Below are 21,059 nucleotides of genomic sequence, written 5' to 3' on the forward strand. Positions count from 1 at the left end.
GCGACGACCTCGTCAGCGTCGAGCATCGGCGTCAGCACCGCGTCCGGCCCGATCTCCAGGAACGTGTCCGCACCCTGCCCCCGCACGAACGTGACCGCGTCCGCGAACCGCACCGTGTCCCGGGCGTGCCGCACCCAGTACTCCGCGTCGAACTCCGTGATCAGCTCACCGGTCACCGTGGACACGATCGGAATCCGCGGAGGCTGGAAGGTGATGGTCCGCAGGACGTCGGCGAACTCGTCGAGCATCGGGTCCATCAGCGCCGAGTGGAACGCGTGCGAGACCGTCAGCCGCTTGGTCCGGAACGGCAGGTCCAAGGCGTCGATCACCTCGGCCGGACCGGACAGCACGATCGACTCCGGCCCGTTGACGGCCGCGACCGACACCCCGTCCGGCAGCGAGTCGGGGTGTCCACCGACCGCGAGCATCGCCCCACCGGCGGGCAGCGCCTGCATGAGCCGCCCACGCGCCGACACGAGGCGGCACGCGTCTTCGAGGGACAGCACCCCGGCCACGTACGCCGCGGCGATCTCACCGACCGAGTGCCCCATCATCCACGCGACCGGCACACCCCACGACCGCAGCAACTCCGCCGTCGCCACCTCGACCACGAACAACGCCGCCTGCGTGAACACCGTCTGCGTCAACCGCTCGCCATCGGTGAACATCACCGACCGCAGACCATCCGGCAACAGCTCACACGCACGATCGACCACGTCGGCGAAGACCGGGAACCTTTCGTAGAGGTCGCGGCCCATCCCGACCCGCTGGGCTCCCTGGCCCGAGAACATCCACACGACACCGCCGCGCTCCCCCGCGCGCGTGCCCTCGACCGACCGCAGCCCGGCGAGCAGTGCCGCCTTGTCGCGGCCCGTGACCGCGGCCCGCACGCCGAGGTGCGAACGGTGGACGGCCAGCTCCCAGGCCGGGTCGGCGGTGGAGGTCTCGGCCCAGTCGGCGAGCTGCGCGGCCCGGGCCTTGAGTCCGGCGGCGTCGGCCCCGGAGATCAGCCACACGCCGTCCAGGGTTCCGCCGCTGCTCCCGGCCGGCGGCGCGGTCTCGATCGGGGGCGCGGCGAGGATGGTGTGCGCGTTGGTGCCGGAGATGCCGAAGGACGACACGGCGGCGCGGCGCGGGCGGCCGTTGTCGGGCCAGGCTCGGGCCTCGGTGAGGATGGACACCGCGCCGGCCGACCAGTCCACGTGCGGGGTCGGCTCGTCGACGTGCAGGGTTCGCGGCAGGATGCCGTGTTCGAGCGCCTTCACCATCTTGATCACGCCCGCGACACCGGCCGCGGCCTGGGTGTGGCCGATGTTGGACTTCACCGACCCGATCCACAGCGGCTCGCGCCGGTCGCGGCCGTAGGTGGCGATCAGCGCCTGGGCCTCGATCGGGTCGCCGAGCTTGGTCCCGGTGCCGTGGGCCTCCACGACGTCCACGTCGGCGGCGTCGAGGCCGGCGCCGGCCAGGGCCTGCCGGATCACCCGCTGCTGAGCCGGGCCGTTCGGGGCGGTGAGACCGTTCGAGGCGCCGTCCTGGTTGACCGCGCTGCCGGCCACGACGGCGAGGATCGGGTGCCCGTTGCGCCGCGCGTCCGACAGGCGTTCCACGAGCAGGACGCCGACGCCTTCGCCCCAGCTGGTACCGTCCGCGCCCGCCGCGAAGGACTTGCAGCGCCCGTCGCCGGCGAGGCCGCCCTGCGCGTCGAACTCCAGGAACGCACCCGGCGTCGACATCACGGTCACACCGCCGGCCAGGGCGAGGTCGCACTCCCCGTTGCGCAGCGCCTGGACCGCCAGGTGCAGCCCGACCAGCGACGACGAGCACGCGGTGTCGACGGTCACGGCCGGGCCCTGCAGCCCGAACCAGTAGGCGAGCCGCCCCGACACCACCGACGCGGAGTTCCCCGTCGCCTGGTACCCCCCCGACCTCGGCCCCGGCGCCGAGGAGGAGCGTTCCGTAGTCCTGGCCGTTCGTCCCCATGAACACACCGGTCAGCGAGCCCCGCAGCCCGTCCACGGGCACCCCGGCGCCTTCGAAGACCTCCCAGCAGACCTCCAGCAGCAACCGCTGCTGCGGGTCCAACGCCAGCGCCTCGCGCGGCGAGATCCCGAAGAACCCGGCGTCGAACTCGGTGGCGCCGTCGAGGAACCCGCCGACCCGGGCGAAGCCGCCGCTGAGCCCGTCCCAGCCGCGGTCCGCCGGGAACCCGCCCATCGCGTCGCGGCCCGCGGCGACCAGGTCCCACAGCTCGTCGGCCGAGCGCACGCCGCCCGGGAAGCGGCAGCCCATGCCGACGATGACGATCGGCTCGCCGTCGACGGCGACCGCGGCGCGGACCTGCTCGTCCGCGGCTCCACCGGCCAGGAACCCGGCCAGCTCCGCGACCGAGGGGTGGTCGAACACGACCGTCGAGGACAGCTCCACCCCGCACAACCGCGCCAGCCGGTCCCGCAACTCCACCGCGGCCAGCGAATCGAACCCAAGCTCCCGGAACGGCCGCCGAACCCCGACCGCATCCACCCCGGCGTGCCCGAGCACGGCCGCGACCTCACGCCGGACCACACCCACCAGCTCATCCCGCGACCGCCGCACCGCCACCGCCGCCGTCGGCGTCTCGACCGGCGCGACCACGTCGAACAGCCCGCCGGCGCCGACCGCCCGGAACGCCTTGGCCAGCACGTCCCAGTCGACGTCGGCGACCGTGAGCAGCGGCTCGGCGTTGACCAGGCGGCTCAGGCCGGCGACCGCGGTGCCGGGATCGAGGAGGGCGAGCCCGCGCCGGTGCAGCCGGGCCGCGGACTGCTCGTCGGCCATCCCGCCGTCGCCCCACGGCCCCCAGGCGAGCGAGGTGCCGGCGAGCCCGCGGCCGCGGCGGAGCGCGACGAGCGCGTCGGCGGCCGCGTTCGCCGCGGCGTACGCGCCCTGCCCCGCGCCGCCCCACACGCCGGCCGCCGAGGAGAAGACCACGAACGCGTCGAGCCGCCGGTCGCGGGTGACGGCGTCGAGATTGACGGCGCCGGCGAACTTGGGGCCGAGCACGGCGGCGAGCTCGTCCTCGGACAGGTCCTGGACGGCGGTCGGCGCGCCGGGCACGCCCGCGGTGTGCACGACGGCGGTGAGGTTCTCGATCCCGTCGGTGATCCGGGCGAGGGCGTCGCGGTCGGTGATGTCGCACGCCTCGATGTCGGCCTCGCCGTGGGCGCGCAGGGCGGCGAGGAGGTCGTCGGCGCCGGGGGCGTCGAGGCCGCGCCGGGACAGCAGGACCACGCGGTCGGCGCCCGCCTCGAGCGCCCAGCGGGCCACGCGGGCGCCGAGTGCGCCGGTCCCGCCGGTGACGAGGACGGTGCCGGAGGGTGTCCAGGTGGGCTCGGCGGGCAGGGTGGCGCGGGTGAGCCGGGGGGCGTACGCCTTGCCGCCCCGGATCGCGACCTGCCGCTCGCGGCCGTCGGCGAGCACGGCGGCGATACCGCCGTCGCCGTCGAGGTCGATCAGGCCGCCCCAGCGGGCGGGCTGTTCGAGTGCGGCGACCCGGCCCAGGCCCCACACGGCTCCGGCCTCGGCGTCGGTCACCCCGTCATCCACCACGTCGCCTGTGCCGACCGCGACGGCACCGCGGGTCACGCACCAGACCTTGGCGCTTCCTCCGGCGCGCAGCAGCTCCAGGACGGTCCCGGCGGACGGCTCGACGAGCACCACGCCGGCCAGCCCGTCAAGGTCCGCCGGCTCGGTCTCGACCGTGGCCCCGGCCGCGCGCAGGTCGGCCGCGACCGCCTCACCCGGTTCGAGGACCAGCCACCGGCCCGTGAGCGCCGCGGTGGATGTGGGCAGCGGGGTCCACCGGACCCGGTACGCCCAGGAGTCGACCTTCCCGGAACGGCGCGCCGGGTCGGGCCAGAACCGCTCGCGCTGGAACGCGTAGGTGGGCAGCCCGAAGACGGGTCGCCCGGCGCCCCCGACGACGGCCGTCCAGTCGACGTCGACCCCGGCCACGAACAGCTCGGCAACGGCCCGCAGCAGCGTCTCGGACTCGTCCCGGTTCCGCCGCAGCGACGCGACGACAACGGCCTCGTCCCCGCGCAGGTGCGGCGCGAGAATCGCGTCGGGCCCGACCTCGACGAAGGTGTCGACCCCTTCGGCACGCATCGCGGCCACATTGTCGGCGAACAACACCGTGCCCCGAACATGCCGCACCCAATAGTCGGCATCAAACGAGGCGATGAGCCCACCGGTCACGTTGGAAACGATCGGAAGCTGCGGCGGGTTGAAGGTGGCGCCTTCCAGGACCGCGCGGAACTCCTCCAGCATCGGCTCCATCAACGCGCTGTGGAACGCATGCGAAACCCGCAGCCGACTGGTCCGCACCCCAGGAATCTCGGGAAGCAGATCGGCAGGACCCGACAACACCCACGAATTCGGCCCATTGATCGCCGCGACCGAAACGCCCTCAGGCACATCCTCGACCGGCGCACCAACCGCCAGCATTCCCCCGCCGGCCGGCAGCGCCTGCATCAACCGGGCCCGAGCCGCCACCACCTTGCAGGCGTCCTCCAGCGACCACACCCCGGCCACATACGCCGCTACCAGCTCACCGATCGAGTGCCCGCCAACCACCGACGGCCGCAGACCCCACGCCCTCAACTGCTCATACAACGCGACTTCGATCGCGAACAACGCCGGCTGCGTGACCTCCGTCTCGTCGATCCGCTCATCCGGCAGCCCACCGAAGTGCGCACACACCTCGGCATAGACCCGGTTGAACACCGGGAAGTCCAGACCCGCACCCATCCCGGGCCGCTGGGCGCCCTGACCCGAGAACAGCACCCCGACCCGGCGCACCGCGGCAACACCCACCACCGGCTCACCCGGCAGCAGCACCATGCGGTGGTCGAACCGGGCCCGCGACAGCAGCGAACGCCCGACATCAGCCCGGTTCAACTCCGGATGCGCGTCCACGAAAGCCGACACCCGCGCCGCCGACTCCCGCACCGCCTCGAACGAACGAGCCGACACGACCAACGGCACCAGGGCCGCGGCGACGGGCTCCGGTTCCGGCTCCTCGAACGCCTCCAGGATCACGTGGGCGTTCGTGCCGCTGATGCCGAACGACGACACGGCCGCCCGGCGGGGATGCCCGTCGACCGGCCAGGCCTGGGGTTCGGTCAGCAGCGAGACCGAGCCGGCCGACCAGTCCACATGCGGGGTCGGCTCGTCCACGTGCAGGGTCCGCGGCAGCTCGCCGTGGCGCATGGCGAGGACCATCTTGATCACACCCGCGACACCCGCGGCGGCCTGCGTGTGGCCCAGGTTCGACTTGATCGAGCCGAGCCACAGCGGCCGGTCGCGGTCCTGGCCGTAGGTGGCCAGCAGCGCCTGGGCCTCGATCGGGTCGCCGAGGGTCGTGCCCGTGCCGTGCGCCTCGACCGCGTCCACGTCCGACGGGTTCAGGCCCGCGCTGGCCAAGGCCTGACGGATGACCCGCTGCTGCGAGGGACCGTTCGGGGCCGTAAGACCGTTCGACGCGCCGTCCTGGTTCACGGCGGAGCCCCGCACGACCGCGAGCACCGGGTGCCCCAGCCGCTTGGCGTCGGACAGGCGCTCCACGAGCAGGACGCCGACGCCCTCGGACCAGCCGGTGCCGTCCGCGGCGCCCGCGAACGACTTGCAGCGGCCGTCGAAGGACAGGCCGCGCTGCTTGGAGAACTCGACGAACGTGCCCGGCGTGGCCATCACGGTGACGCCGCCGGCCAGGGCCAGGTCGCACTCGCCCTGGCGCAGCGACTGGGCGGCGAGGTGCAGGGCGACCAGCGAGGACGAGCAGGCGGTGTCGATGGTGACGGCGGGGCCCTCGAAGCCGAAGGTGTACGCGATGCGGCCGGAGACGACGCTGCCGGAGTTGCCGGTGCCGACGTAGCCCTCGACGCCGGCGGGGGCGTCGACGAGCTGGGAGACGTAGTCGTGGTACATCACGCCGGCGAAGACGCCGGTGCGGGAGCCGCGCAGGGTGGCCGGTTCCAGGCCGGCCGACTCCAGGACCTCCCAGGACGTCTCCAGCAGGAGCCGCTGCTGCGGGTCCATGGCCAGGGCCTCGCGCGGGCTGATGCCGAAGAACTCGGGGTCGAAGAGCGCGGCGTCGTACAGGAAGCCGCCGAGCTGGGTCGCGCTCGCCCCGTCGCGCAGCTGCGCCAGGTCCCAGCCGCGATCGGTGGGGAACTCGCCGATGCCGTCCCCGCCGGTGCGGAGCAGGTTCCACAGGCCCTCGGGGTCCTGGACGCCGCCCGGGTAGCGGCAGGCCATGCCGACGATCACGATCGGGTCGTCGTCGGCCGCCCGGCGAAGGGCGACGGCCCGTCCGGCCTCGGCGCCGGTGAGCCGGTCGAGGACGAACCCGGCGAGCAGCAGCGGGTTCGGGTAGTCGAACACGACCGTGGCGGGCATCTGCAGGGCGGTCGCGGCGGTGAGGCGGTTGCGCAGGTCGACGGCGGCGAGGGAGTCGAATCCCATGTCCCGGAAGGCCCGGTCGAGCACCACGGGCTCCGGGTCCGGGTAGCCGAGGACGGTGGCGACCAGGGCGCGTACGAGACCGACGACGACGTCCCGGGCCTCGTCCCGCGGCAGTCCGGCGAGCCGGGTCCCCCAGTCGCCGCTCGCGCCCCCGGCCACGGCCCGGCGGGGCGCGCTCCGGCCGACGAGGGGCCGCAGCACCTCGGGAACGCCGGCCAGGCCCCGCAGCCCGGCGAGGTCGAACCGGGCGGCGACGACCAGGGCCGAGTCGCCGGCCAGGGCGTCGCCGAGCAGCGCCAGCCCGGTCTCGGCGTCGAGGGCGGCGGCGCCGGTGCGGGCGAGGTCGCTGCCCATGCCGAGGTCCCACAGGCCCCAGGCGATGGAGACCGCGGGGAGCCCGAGCGTGCGCCGGCGAGCCGCGAGCTCGTCGAGGAAGGCGTTGCCGGCCGCGTAGGCCGCCTGCCCGGGGCTGCCGACGACCCCGGCGAGGGAGGAGAACAGCACGAACAGTTCGAGGTTCCGGTCCCGGGTCGCCTCGTGCAGCCACCAGGCCCCGGCGACCTTCGGCGCCAGGACGCGGCTCGCCCGCTCCGGCGTCAGCCCCGTGAACACCCCGTCGTCCAGCACGCCCGCGGCGTGCACGACACCGACCAGGTTCGGGATGCCGGCCACCAGGTCGAAGACCGCATCCCGATCGGTCACATCGCAGGCCACGACCCGGGCGCCGGGGACCTCCCCGCCGCGCCGGCCGACCAGCACCACCTCACCGGCGCCGCAGACGTCCACGAGCCACCGGGCGACGAGCCGGCCCAGGGCCCCCAGCCCACCGGTGACGAGCACCGTGCCACCCGCGAGGTCGACGGCGCCGGACGGCGACGAGGACCGGGCCAGGCCCGGGACCAGCACCGCACCGTCGCGAACCCGAGCCTCACCGATGCCGGCCGCGACCACCCCGCCCAGCAGCTGCGGCGACGCGTCACCGGAGACCAGCACGATCTGGCCCGGGTTCTCGGCCGCCGCCACGCGCAGCAGACCCCACACGGCCGCCGCACCCAGGTCCTCGGGCTCCGCCACGGCGACCAGGCGACCGGACTCGGCCAGCACCCGGCCCGCGACCGACAGCGCCTCGGCGACCAGCGCATCCACGGCCGGCGGCAGCGGGCCATCGCCGACCGGCGGCACCCGCCACACCACCACGTCCGGGTCCAGCGGCGCCGGCGTGACCTCGCGCGGCAGCCATTCGACCTGGTACAGGTCCCGCCGAGCCGTGGACCCGACCGTCACCGGCCGCAGGACCACCCGCTCGATCGACACCACCGGCCGCCCGGACTCGTCGGCCGCGAGCACCTCGAAACCGGAGCCGGCGTTGCCCCGGATCCGGACGCGCAGCACGGCGGCGCCGGTCGCGTGCACGCGGACGCCGGCGAACACGAACGGCAGGCCCGCGTCCGGGTCGAGCCGCCCGATCGGGTGCAGCGCCGCGTCCAGCAGGGCCGGGTGGACCGCGAACGACCCGGGGTCGTCCACCGCCACCTCGGCGAACAGCTCGTCCTCGCCGCCGCGCCAGAGCCGCCGGAGGCCCTGGAACGCCGGCCCGTACGTCACGGCCGCCCGCGAGTACCAGTCGCCGACCGGCACCTCGTCGCCCGGTGTCCATGCGAACGAGGCCTCGGCGGCGGCGACGCCCAGGGCGCCCTCCGCGTGCCGGACCCAATCGTCCTCGCCGTCGGGCCGCGACGAGATCGTCAGCGCGCGGCGGCCGGACGCGTCCGCCGGCCCGACCCGGACCTGGACCACGACCCCGCCGGTGGGCGGCACGGCCAGCGGCGCGACGAGGGACAGCTCCTCCACCACGGCGGCGCCGGCCTCGTCGCCGGCCCGGACCGCCATCTCGACGAGCGCGGTCCCGGGCACGACCACCACGTCCCCGATCGCGTGGTCGGCGAGCCACGGCTGGGCCGCGAGCGAGAGCCGGCCGGTGAGGACGACGACATCGTCCTCGGCGACGCGTACCGCCGCGCTCAGCAACGGATGCCCGACCACCCCGAGCCCGGCCCCGGCCAGGTCCCCGACGCCGCCGGCCGACTCGAGCCAGTAGCGCTCGTGCTGGAACGCGTAGGTCGGCAGCTCGACGGCCCGGCCACCGGCCCCGGCGAACACCGCGGCCCAGTCGACCTCGACCCCGGCCGCGAACAGCTCGGCGACGGCCCGCAGCAGCGTCTCGGGCTCGTCCCGGTTCCGCCGCAGCGAGGCGACGACAACGGCCTCGTCGGCCGGCAGATGCGGCGCGAGAATCGCGTCGGGCCCGACCTCGACAAAGGTGTCGACCCCTTCGGCGCGCATGGCGGCCACGTTGTCGGCGAACAACACCGTGCCCCGCACATGCCGCACCCAGTAGTCGGCATCGAATTCGGCGATGAGCCCGCCGGTGACGTTGGAGACGATCGGGATCTGCGGCCGGTTGAACGTGACGCCTTCCAGAACCGCGCGGAACTCCTCCAGCATCGGCTCCATCAACGCCGAGTGGAACGCATGCGAAACCCGCAACCGACTGGTCCGAACGCCAGGGAACTCGGGCAACAGCTCGGCCGGACCCGACAACACCCACGAATTCGGCCCATTGATCGCCGCCACCGACACGCCCTCAGGCACATCCTCGACCGGCGCACCAACCGCCAGCATCCCGCCACCGGCCGGCAACGCCTGCATCAACCGCGCCCGAGCCGCCACCACCTTGCACGCATCCTCCAGCGACCACACCCCGGCCACATACGCCGCTACCAACTCGCCGATCGAGTGCCCGCCAACCACCGCCGGCTGCAGACCCCACGCCCTCAACTGCTCGTAAAGGGCAACCTCGATCGCGAACAACGCCGGCTGCGTGACCTCCGTCTCGTCGATCCGCTCATCCGGCAACTCACCGAACTGCGCACACACCTCGGCGTACACCCGCTGGAACACCGGGAAGTCACGCAGCCCGGAACCCATGCCCGCCCGCTGCGCGCCCTGGCCCGAGAACAGCACGCCGACCGTGCGGCCGGCGGCGACGCCCGCGACCGGGCCGCCCGGCAGCATGACCAGGCGGTGGTCGAACCGGGCCCGCGAGGCGACCAGCGAGTGCCCGGCGTCCACCCGGCGCACGTCCGGATGGGAGTCGAGGAACGCGGTGAGGCGGTCGGCGTACGCGTGCGCCGACGCGGCCGACCGCGCCGACACCACCAGGGGCACGACCGGCAGCGGCGCGTCGGCCGGGGCGGGCTCGGTGACGGTCTCCGGCGGGGCCTCGATGACCACGTGTACGTTGGTGCCGCTCACGCCGAACGAGGAGATCCCGGCCCGGCGCGGGCGGTCCGCGGCCGGCCACGGGCGGGGCTCGGTGAGCAGGGACACCGCGCCGGCGGTCCAGTCGACGTGCGGGGTGGGCTCGTCCACGTGCAGGGTGCGGGGCAGCACGCCGTGGCGCATCGCCATGATCATTTTGATGATGCCGGCCACGCCCGCGGCGGCCTGGGTGTGGCCGAGGTTCGACTTGATCGAGCCGAGCCACAGCGGACGGTCCTCGGGGCGGTCCTGCCCGTAGGTGGCCAGCAGCGCCTGGGCCTCGATCGGGTCGCCGAGCACCGTGCCGGTGCCGTGCGCCTCGACGGCGTCGACCTCGGCGGTGGACAGGCCGGCCCCGGCGAGCGCCTGGCGGATGACCCGCTCCTGCGAGGGGCCGTTCGGGGCGGTGAGCCCGCTGCTGGCGCCGTCCTGGTTCACCGCGCTGCCCCGCACGACGGCGAGGATCGGGTGGCCGAGGCGCTGGGCGTCGGAGAGGCGCTCGACCACGAGCATGCCGACGCCCTCGGACCAGCCGGTGCCGTCGGCGGCGCCCGCGAAGGACTTGCAGCGGCCGTCGGGGGCGAGGCCGCGCTGGCGGGCGAACTCCACGAAGGTGCCCGGGGTGGCCATCACGGTCACGCCGCCGGCGAGCGCGAGGTCGCACTCCCCCTGCCGCAGGGCCTGGACGGCGAGGTGCAGCGCGACGAGCGAGGAGGAGCAGGCGGTGTCGACGGTGACGGCCGGGCCCTCGAGGCCGAAGGTGTAGGCGACGCGGCCGGAGTGGACGCTGCCGGAGTTGCCGGTGCCGAGGTAGCCCTCGACGCCGGCGGGGACGTCCATCGCGCGGGAGACGTAGTCGTGGTACATGACCCCGGCGAAGACCGCGGTGCGGCTGCCGCGCAGGCGGGCCGGGTCGAGGCCGGCCGACTCGAAGGCCTCCCAGGACGCCTCCAGCAGGAGCCGCTGCTGCGGGTCCATGGCCAGGGCCTCGCGCGGGCTGATGCCGAAGAACGCCGGGTCGAAGTGGGCGGCGTCGTGCAGGAAGCCGCCGTGGCGGACGTAGGTGGCGCCGCTGCGGTCGGGGTCGGCGTCGTACAGGCCGGGCAGGTCCCAGCCGCGGTCGTCGGGGAACCCGCCGATCGCGTCGCCGCCCTCCGCGACGAGCCGCCAGAGGCTCTCGGGGTCGGTGACGCCGCCGGGGTACCGGCAGGACATGCCGACGATCGCGATGGGTTCGTTCCCGCGGGCCTCGAGCTCGCGCAGCCGGCGCTTGGTGTCGCGCAGGTCCGCCGAGGCGCGCCGCAGGTAGTCGAGGAACTCTGCCTCAGTGGGCATCAGACGGCCCCTAGTTCGTCGTCCAGGAAGGTGAAGAGCTCCTCGGCCGACGCGGTCTGCAGCGCCAGGTCGCCGCCGGCCTCGGGCGTGGTCCACCGGGCGAGCAGGTCGCGCAGGCGGCTGCCGACCACGGCGCGGTGGGTGTCGTCGAGCGGGACCGCGTCCATGCTCGCCTCGATCCGGGTCAGCTCGCCGAGGATCGCGAAGGCGGAGACGGCCTTCTCGGCCACGAGCGTGTCGGCGAGGTAGTCGGCGAGGGCGGCGCTCGTCGGCCGGTCGAAGATGAGCGTCGACGGCAGCCGCAGGCCCGTGACGGCGTTGAGCCGGTTGCGGAACTCGACCGCCATGAGCGAGTCGAAGCCGAGCTCGAGGAAGCCGCGGTCCTCGTCGATCGAGCGCATGGAGGCGAAGCCGAGCACCGCGGCGGCCTGGGTGCGCACGAGGTCGGCGAGCATGCGGGTGCGCTCGGAGCCGTCCAGCCCGGTGAGCGCGGCCCGCAGCGCGGCGGCCGGGTCGTCCGCCCCGCCCCGCGGCGCCGCCCCGGGTCCGGCGGTCGGGATGAGGGAGCGCAGCACGGGCGGTACCTCGGCCGCGCTGGCGTTCTTGAAGGCGGTCTGGTTCAACCGCAGCGGGGCGAGGACCGGCTCGGGACGGCGCAGCGCCTCCGAGAACAGCGCCAGGCCCTCGTCGGGCGCGAACGGGGTCAGGCCGCCGCGGGACATCCGGCGCGCGTCGGCGTCGGCGAGGTGGCCGGTCATGCCGCCGGTGCCCGCCCACGGGCCCCAGGCGATGGCCGTGCCGGGCAGGCCGCGCGCCCGCCGGTAGTGGGCGAGCCCGTTGAGGAAGGCGTTGCCGGCGGCGTAGTTGGACTGCCCGGGCCCGCCGAGGATGGCGGCCGCGGAGGAGAACAGCACGAACGCGCGCAGCGGCAGGTGCTCGGTGACCCGGTGCAGGTTCCACGCGGCGTCGACCTTGGGCCGCAGCACGGTGTCGTACCGCTGCGCCGTCTGCGAGCTCAGCACGCCGTCGTCGAGCACGCCGGCCATGTGCACCACGCCGACGAGCGGGTGCTCCGCGACCGTCCTGGCCAGCTCGGCGTGGTCGGCGACGTCGCAGGCGGCCAGGTCCACGGATGCGCCGAGCTCCTCGAGCTCGGCCACCAGCGCGGCGGCCCCCGGGGCGTCGGGCCCGCTGCGGCTCAGCAGCAGCAGCCGGCGCGCGCCGTGGGCGGTGACGAGGTGGCGGGCCATGAGCCGGCCGAGCGCGCCGGTGGCCCCGGTGACGAGGACGGTGCCGTCGCCGAGCGCGGGCAGCTCGTCGGCGGGCGCCTCCACCGGGCGGCCGAGACGGGCCGCGTACACCTGCCCGGCACGAATGGCGAACTGTGGCTCGCCTCCGGCGATCGCGGCGGGCAGGGCGGCCTCGGACTCGGGGGTGTCGTCGAGGTCGGCGAGCACGATGCGGCCGGGGTTCTCCGACTGGGCCGAGCCGAGCATGCCCCAGAGCGCGGCGGCCGGCAGGTCCGTGACGGTGTCCCCCTCGGCGACCGGCACCGCGCCGCGGGTCACGACCGCGAGCACCCCGTCCTCGTCGGCGAGAAAGGCCTGGACCCGGGCGAGCATCTCGTGCACCCGCCGGTGCGTGTCGGCGACGGCGTCATCGGCCGCGCCGGTGGCGGTGTAGATGACGGCGTCGGCGCGGGCGCCGGGCTCGGTGGGCACCGCGATCCACTCCGGGCGGAACAGCGAGCGGCTGCCGGTCGACAGCTGCCCGGGCTTCACCGGGCGCAGGACGAGCTCGGCGACCGAGGCGACCGGGGCGCCGGTCGTGTCGGCCATGGCGATGGCGAGCCCGCCACCGTCCGACGGGGTGAGCCGCACCCGCAGCTCCGAGACGCCGGTCGCGTGGACCGCGACGCCGTTCCACGAGAACGGCAGGCCGGGCTCGGCGGGCGGTTCGTCCGAGGCGACGGCGGCGGGCGCGCCGAGCGCGTGCATCGCGGCGTCCATGAGCGCGGGGTGCAGGCCGAAGGCGCGGGCGTCGGCGACGACGGGCGCGGGCAGGACGACCTCGGCGAAGACCTCCCGGCCGAGGCGCCAGGCCGCGCGGAGGGCCTGGAAGCTCGGCCCGTACTGGTAGCCCTGGGTCGCCAGCCGCGGGTAGATGTCGTCGACCACGAGCGCGTCGGCGCCGGCGGGCGGCCACTCCCCGGCCAGGTACGCGGGGGTGCCGGAGTCGGCGGTGAGCAGGCCGGTCGCGTGCCGCTGCCACTGCCGGGCCTCGGGGTCGTCGCCGGGCGCGTCGGACCGCGAGTAGATCGAGACCGGGCGGCCGCCGGACGGGTCGGGCGCGCCGACGCGGGCCTGCAGGTCGACGCCGCCGGTCCGGGGCAGCACCAGCGGCTGCTCCAGCGTCAGGTCCGCCACCCGGGGCGCGCCGACGCGGCGGCCACACCAGGAGGCGAGCTCGACGAAGGCGGTGCCGGGGATGAGGATCGTGTCCATGACGGCGTGGTCGGCCAGCCACGGGTGGGTGCGCAGCGAGATCCGGCCGGTGAACAGCGTGCCCTCACCCTCCGGCAGCTCCGTGGCCGCGCCGAGGATCGGGTGGCCGGTGGAGTCGAGGCCGGTGGTGGTGATGTCGGCCGTGCCGTTCGGGGCGTCCTGCATCCAGTACCGCTCGCGCTGGAACGCGTACGTCGGCACGTCGACGCGTACCGCGCCGGTGCCCTCGAAGAGCCGCGGCCAGGCGACCGGGACGCCGGCCACGTGCAGCCGGCCGAGGGCGGCGAGCAGTTCCGGGGACTCGGGTCGCCCGGCCCGGCCCAGCGGCACGGCGAGGGCGTCGGGGTGCGGCACGAGCGCGCTGAGCACGGCGGCCGGGCCGAGCTCGACGAACGCTCGGGTGCCGAGGGCGTGCAGGCAGGTGACGGCGTCGGCGAAGCGGACGGTGTCGCGGACCTGGGTGACCCAGTAGTCGGCGTCGAACGCGGCGATCGGCGCGCCGGTGACGGTGGAGACGATCGGGATCTGCGGCGGGTGGAAGGTGATCGTGCGCAGGACCTCGCGGAACGGCTCCAGCATCGGCTCCATCAGCGCGCTGTGGAACGCGTGCGAGACCCGCAGCCGCTTGCCCGGCAGGGCGTCGATGAGCTCGGCCGGGCCGGACAGCACGATCGAGCCGGGGCCGTTGACCGCGGCGACCGAGACGCCGTCCGGCAGGTCCTCCACGGGTCCGGCGACGGACAGCATCGCGCCGCCCGGTGGCAGCTCCTGCATGAGCCGCGAGCGGGTGTCGACGAGCAGGCAGGCGTCGGGCAGGGAGAGCACGCCGGCGACGTGGGCGGCGCTGATCTCGCCGATGGAGTGCCCGGCGAGCTGGTCGGGGCGCAGGCCCAGGTGCTCCAGGAGCCGGAACAGGGCCACCTCGAAGGCGAAGAGGGCGGCCTGGGTGTACCGCGTCTGGTCGAGCCCGTCCGCGTCGCCGTGCATGACGCTCGCGAGGGGCCGTGGCAGCAGCTGGTCGAAGTGGGTGCACACCGCGTCGAAGGCGGTGGCGAAGACGGGGTGTTCGCGGGCGAGCTCGGCGCCCATGCCGAGCCGCTGGGCGCCCTGGCCCGGGAACAGGAACGCGACGCCGGGCCGGGCGGCGGCCGTGCCGGTGGCGACGGCCGGGTGCTCGCGGCCGGCGGCGAGCGCGTCCAGCCCGTCGGCGAGGGTCTGCCGGTCGGGCGCGACGACGACGGCCCGGCGTTCGAGCGCGGCGCGGGCCACGGCCGAGGAGTAGGCGAGGTCGGCCGGGCGCAGGTCCGGGTGCTCGGCGACGAACGCGGACCAGCGGGCGGCCTGGGCCGTCAGTGCGGCGGCGTCGCGGGCCGAGAGCAGCACCGCCACCGGCGAGCCGGGGACCGGGCCGGCGGCGACGGGTTCGAGGACGTCCTCCTCGATGATGGTGTGGGCGTTGGTACCGCTGATGCCGAACGACGACACCGCCGCGCGCCGCGGTCCCGTCGCCGTCCACGGCCGGGCCTCGGTCAGCAGCGACACCGCGCCGGCCGTCCAGTCGACGTGCGGCGTGGGCTCGTCGACGTGGAGGGTCTTGGGCAGCACCCCGTGCCGGATCGCCATGACCGTCTTGATAATGCCGGCGACACCCGCGGCCGCCTGGGGATGGCCGAGGTTGGACTTGACCGAGCCGAGCCACAGCGGACTCTCGCGGTCCTGGCCGTAGGTCGCCAGCAGCGCCTGGGCCTCGATCGGGTCGCCGAGGACCGTGCCGGTGCCGTGCGCCTCGATCAGGTCGACGTCGTTGGTGCCCAGCCCGGCCGCGGCGAGCGCGGCCCGGATGACCCGCTGCTGCGACGGCCCGTTCGGGGCGGTGAGCCCGTTCGACGCGCCGTCCTGGTTCACCGCCGAGCCGCGCACGATCGCCAGGACCTGGCGGCCGTCGCGCCGGGCGGCGCTGAGCCGCTGGACGAGGAGCAGGCCGACGCCCTCCGACCAGCCGGTGCCGTCGGCGCTCGCGGCGAAGGCCTTGCAGCGCCCGTCGCCGGCGAGGCCGCCCTGGCGGGAGAACTCGGCGAACGTGTTCGGGGTGGCCAGCACCGCGACGCCGCCGGCGATCGCCAGCTCGCACTCGCCGTTGCGCAGGGCCTGGGCCGCCAGGTGCAGGGCGACCAGCGACGACGAGCAGGCCGTGTCGACGGTGACGGCGGGGCCCTCGAGGCCGAAGGCGTAGGCGACGCGGCCGGAGATGACGCTGCCGGAGCCGCCGGTCATCAGGTAGCCCTCGACGCCCTCGGGCACCTGGGTCAGGCCGCTGCCGTAGCCGGACCCGGACGCGCCGACGAAGACGCCGACCTGGCGGCCGCGCACGCCGTGCACGTCGATGCCGGCCCGCTCGAAGACCTCCCAGGCCGCCTCGAGCAGCAGCCGCTGCTGGGGGTCCATGGCGAGGGCCTCGCGCGGGGAGATGCCGAAGAACGCGGCGTCGAAGCCGGCCACGTCGTCGAGGAAGCCGCCGGCGCCGTCGGCCGCGGCCCAGCCCCGGTCGGCCGGGAACGCGCCGATCGCGTCGACGCCGTCGGCGACGATCCGCCAGAGGTCTTCGGGGCTGGTGACGCCGCCGGGGTACCGGCACGCCATGCCGACGATCGCGATCGGGTCGTCCGCCGGGGACGCCGACGGGTCCGGCCCGGCCGCCACGCTCGCGCCGCCGAAGACCCGCTCGTGCAGGTGCTCGGCGAGCACGATCGGCGTCGGGTAGTCGAAGACCAGCGTGGACGGCAGCCGCAGGCCGGTGACGTCGTTGAGCTTGTTGCGGAACTCGACCGCAGTGAGCGAGTCGAAGCCGAGCTCCTTGAACGGCCGGTCCCGCAGGTCCTCGCCGACGCCGTGGCCGAGCACGACGGCGGTCTGGGCGCCGACCAGGTCCAGCAGTGCCCGCCGCCGCTCGTCCGGACTCAGCGCCGACAGGTGGGCCAGCGACGAGGGGATCGCCCCGCCGGCCGCACCGGCCGAGTCCTCCTCGGCGGCCTCGGTGAGCGCCTGCACGGCCGGCAGGTCGGCGAGCAGCGGGCTGGGGCGGGACAGGCTGAACGACGGGTAGAAGCGCGACCAGTCGACGTCGGCGACGGTCATGCACGCGTGCGGCCGCTGCAGCACCCGGTCCAGGGCGGCGAGCAGGCGCTCGGGCGGCACCGGGGGCACGCCGAGGCGCTGCATCGCCTGCGCGGCCGGGGTCTTGGCGGCCATGCCGTCGCGGCCGCCCCAGGCCGTCCACGCGACCGCGGTGCCGGCCAGCCCGCGGGCGCGCCGGTGCTGGGCCAGCGCGTCGAGGACCGAGTTCGAGGCGCCGTACGCGCACTGCCCCGCGCTGCCCCAGATCGCCGAGATCGAGGAGTAGAGCACGAACGCGTCCAGCGGGCGGTCGCCGACGGCCGCGTCGAGGTTCAGGGCGCCGAGCACCTTCGCGGCGGTGACGGCGGCGAAGTCGGCGAGGGTGGTGTCGGTCATCGCGGCGAGCTGGTCGACGCCGGCCGCGTGCACGATCGCGGTCAGGCCGGGCAGCCCGGCGACGAGGGCGGCGACGGCGTCGCGGTCGGTCACGTCGCAGGCGACGACCTCGACCCCCGCCTCCCGCACGAGTTCGGCGGCGCCCGGCGCGTCGGCCCCGCGCCGGCTGACGAGCACGACCCGTTCGGCGCCACGATCCAGGAGCCAACGCGCCAGTTGTACGCCCAGTGCCCCCGTCCCGCCCGTGACGAGCACGGTTCCCGAGGGCTGCCAGGGACGTTCGGCGGCCCCGCCGGGCTGGGCCGGCAGCAGCCGCCGCCCGTAGGCGCCCGAGCCGCGCAGCGCGACCTGGTCCTCGCCGCCGGCCAGGATTCCTGGGAGGCGCCGCAGGCCGTGCCGGTCGATGGTCGCGGGGAGGTCGACGAGCCCGCCCCACCACTGCGGGTATTCGAGGGCGGCGGCCCGGCCGAGTCCCCAGACGAGCGCCTGGAGCGGGTGCTCGACGGGGTCGGCGGGCCCGACGGAGACGGCACCGGAGGTGAGGCACCACAGGCGGGCCGTGCCGCCGATGTCGTCGAGGGCCTGGGTGAGCACGAGGGCGGCCGCGGAGCCGATCGAGCTGCCGGGGAGCCCGTCGACGGGCCGGTCCTGGCCGGCGGCGACCAGGATGACGCCGGCCGCACCCGTCACCCGCGCCGCGAGCCGGGCTCGATCGAGATCCTCTTCGCCGTATTCGAGCGCGACGGCGTCGCCGAGGGTCGCGAGCACGTCCCCGGTCCACTGTGGCGCGTCGGTGCGCGGGACCAGGACCACCCAGGGGCCGCTCGGCGCCGCGCGCTCGGGGACCTCGAAGGGCTTCCACTTGATGAGGTACGACCAGGCGTCGAGCTCGGAGCGCTCGCTGCGGCTCTTGCGCCAGCGGTCCAGCACGGGCAGCGCCGACTCCAGCGACTCCAGCTCCGGGCCGGTGGCGAGCTGCTGGACCTCGCCGCGCTCGACGGCGGCCCAGAATTCGCCGTCGCCGCCGGTCGCCGGCGGCTGCCCGGGCCGCGGCCAGAACCGCTGCTCGGCGAACGCGTAGGTGGGCAGCGGGACGCGGCGCGCGCCGGTGCCGGCGAACAGCGCGGCCCAGTCGACGGCGCGGCCCCGCACGTGCAGCTGGGCCAGGGCGGTGAGGGCGGCGTGCGGCTCGGGCCGGTCGCGGCGCAGGACGGGCACGACGAGGACCTCGCCGGGGCGCTCCCCCAGCGTGTTCTCGGCCATCGGGGCGAGGATGCCGTCCGGGCCCAGCTCGACCAGCGTGGTCACGCCGAGGTCGGCCAGGGCGGTGACGGCGTCGGCGAACCGGACGGCCCGCCGGACGTTGCCCACCCAGTAGGCGGCGTCGAACTCGGTCACCGGCGCGCCGGTCACCGACGACATGAACGGCACCGCCGGCGGGTTGAACGTGAGCCCGGCCGCGATCCGGCCGAACTCGTCCAGCATCGGGTCCATGAGCGGGCTGTGCGAGGCGGTGCTGATGCGCAGCAGCTTGGTGCGGGCCTCGCGGGCGGCCCAGATCGCCTTGACCTCCGCGACCGGGCCGGCCTCGCCGGAGACGACCACCGCGGCCGGGCCGTTGACCGCGGCGATGACGACGCGGCCGCCGAACGGCTCCAGCGTCGGGGCGACGTCGGCCTCGGGGGCGCCGATCGCGAGCATCGCGCCGCCGCCGGGCAGCTGCTCCATGAGCCGGCCGCGGGCGGCGACGAGCACGCAGGCGTCGGCGAGGGACAGCACGCCGGCGACGTGCGCGGCGGCGATCTCGCCGAAGGAGTGCCCGACGACGTGGTCGGGCCGCAGGCCCCAGCCGCGGACCAGGGCGGCGAGGGCGACCTCGACGGCGAAGAGCGCGGCCTGGGTGTAGCGGGTGCGGTCGAGCAGGTCCGCCTCGGGGGTGCCCTCGGCGGCGAAGATGACGGGCTTCAGGGACTGCGGCAGGTGCGGGTCGAGCAGCGCGCAGACCTCGTCCAGGGCCCGGTCGAACGCGGGGTACGCGGCGGCCAGCTCGCGTCCCATGCCGGGGCGCTGGCCGCCCTGGCCCGAGAACATGAACGCCAGGGGGGCGGTGGTGGCGTTGGCGGTACCGTTGCCGGACACGACGTCCGCGGAGGGCTCCCCGGCGGCGAGCTCGTCGAGGGCGCGCAGGGCGTCCGCGCGGTCGCCCGCGAGCACGACGGCCCGGTGCTCGAACGTGGAGCGGGACACGACCGCGGACAGTCCGGTGTCGGCGAGGCGCCGCGACTCGTCCGCGCTCAGCCAGCCGGCGAGCTTGCGGGCCTGGCGGGCGACGCCCTCGTGGTCCCGGGCCGACAGGACGATCGGGACCAGCGGCGGCTCGGCGCCGCCCGCGTCCTCGGTCGCCGCGGCCGGGGCCTCCTCGAGCAGGACGTGCGCGTTGGTGCCGCTCATGCCGAACGAGGAGACGCCGGCGCGGCGGGGTTCGTCGCGCGGCGGCCACGCCTCGGCCTGCAGCGGCAGCGCGAGCGCGCCGGAGGACCAGTCGATGTCGGGCGACGGCTCGTCGACGTTGACCAGCTTCGGGAAGAGCCCGTTGCGCATCGACATGACGGTCTTGATGACGCCCGCGACGCCCGCGGCCGCCTGGCAGTGGCCGATGTTCGACTTCACCGAGCCGACCCGCAGCGGCCGGTCGGCGGGGCGGGACTGCCCGTAGGTGGCCAGCAGCGCCTGCGCCTCGATGGTGTCGCCGAGGGGCGTGCCGGAGCCGTGGGTCTCGACGATGTCGATCTGGTGCGGCGAGAGCTGGGCGTTGGTGAGCGCCTGGAGGATGACGCGCTGCTGCGACGGGCCGTTCGGGGCGGTGAGACCGTTCGAGGCGCCGTCCTGGTTGACCGCGCTGCCGCGCACGACGGCGAGGATCGGGTGGCCGTTGCGCTGCGCGTCGGAGAGCCGCTCCAGCAGCAGCACGCCGGCGCCCTCGCCCCAGCCGGTGCCGTCGGCGCCGGCGGCGAACGGCTTGCACCGGCCGTCCGGGGCCAGGCCGCGCTGGCGGCTGAAGCCGATGAACGCGGCCGGGCTGCACATGATGGTCGAGCCGCCGGTGAGCGCCAGGGTGCACTCGCCGTTGCGCAGCGCCTGGGTGGCCAGGTGCAGGGCGACGAGCGACGAGGAGCACGCGGTGTCGACGGTGACGGCGGGGCCCTCGAGGCCGAGCGCGTAGGAGATGCGGCCGGAGACGACGCTGGCCGCGGTACCGGTGATGATGTAGCCCTCGGTGCTGTCGGGCGACTGCTGCAGGACGGTGACGTAGTCCTGGCCGGAGGTGGCGACGAAGACGCCGATCTGGTGGCCGCGCAGCCCCGCGGGGTCGATGCCCGCGTGCTCGATCGCCTCCCAGGAGGTCTGCAGGAGCATCCGCTGCTGCGGGTCCATGCCCAGCGCCTCGCGCGGGGAGATGCCGAAGAAGGCGGCGTCGAACCGGTCGGCGGAGTCGACGAACCCGCCCTCGGCCACGTAGGAGGTGCCGGGGTGGTCGGGGTCGGGGTGGTACAGGTGCTCGAGGTCCCAGCCCCGGTCGTCCGGGAACTCGGCGATGGCGTCGGTGCCGCTCGACACGAGCCGCCACAGGTCCTCGGGACCGCGGACCCCGCCGGGGAAGCGGCAGGCGATGCCGACGATGGCGATCGGTTCGCGGCTGCCGGCCTCGACGTCTCGCAGCCGCTGTTTGGTCGCAGCCAGGTCCGCCGTGACCAATTTCAGATAGTCCCGCAGCGCTTCTTCAGTTGCCATCAACGCACCTTCTACGAGCGTCTCCGCATTGCGACGAAAGTATTTGACGGCGAAACCGCGTCACAACCCCTAGCCGCCCCTACTGCGGCCCCA

The 21,059-nt window shown here is 75.3% G+C and carries 1 protein-coding gene and 1 pseudogene; both read right to left on the minus strand.

Annotated features, from left to right (window positions below):
• Positions 1–15: 15 nt before the first annotated feature.
• Positions 16–11,160 (minus strand): annotated as a pseudogene (locus tag AC6JBM_RS18150) (type I polyketide synthase); the annotation flags it as partial.
• Positions 11,160–20,966, minus strand: coding sequence for a type I polyketide synthase (locus AC6JBM_RS18155; protein WP_497984761.1), 9,807 nt, complete (start codon positions 20,964–20,966; stop codon positions 11,160–11,162). The pseudogene AC6JBM_RS18150 and the gene AC6JBM_RS18155, both read right to left, overlap by 1 nt.
• Between the last annotated feature and the right edge of the window lie 93 nt (positions 20,967–21,059).

Source organism: Dactylosporangium thailandense, from assembly GCF_059739745.1.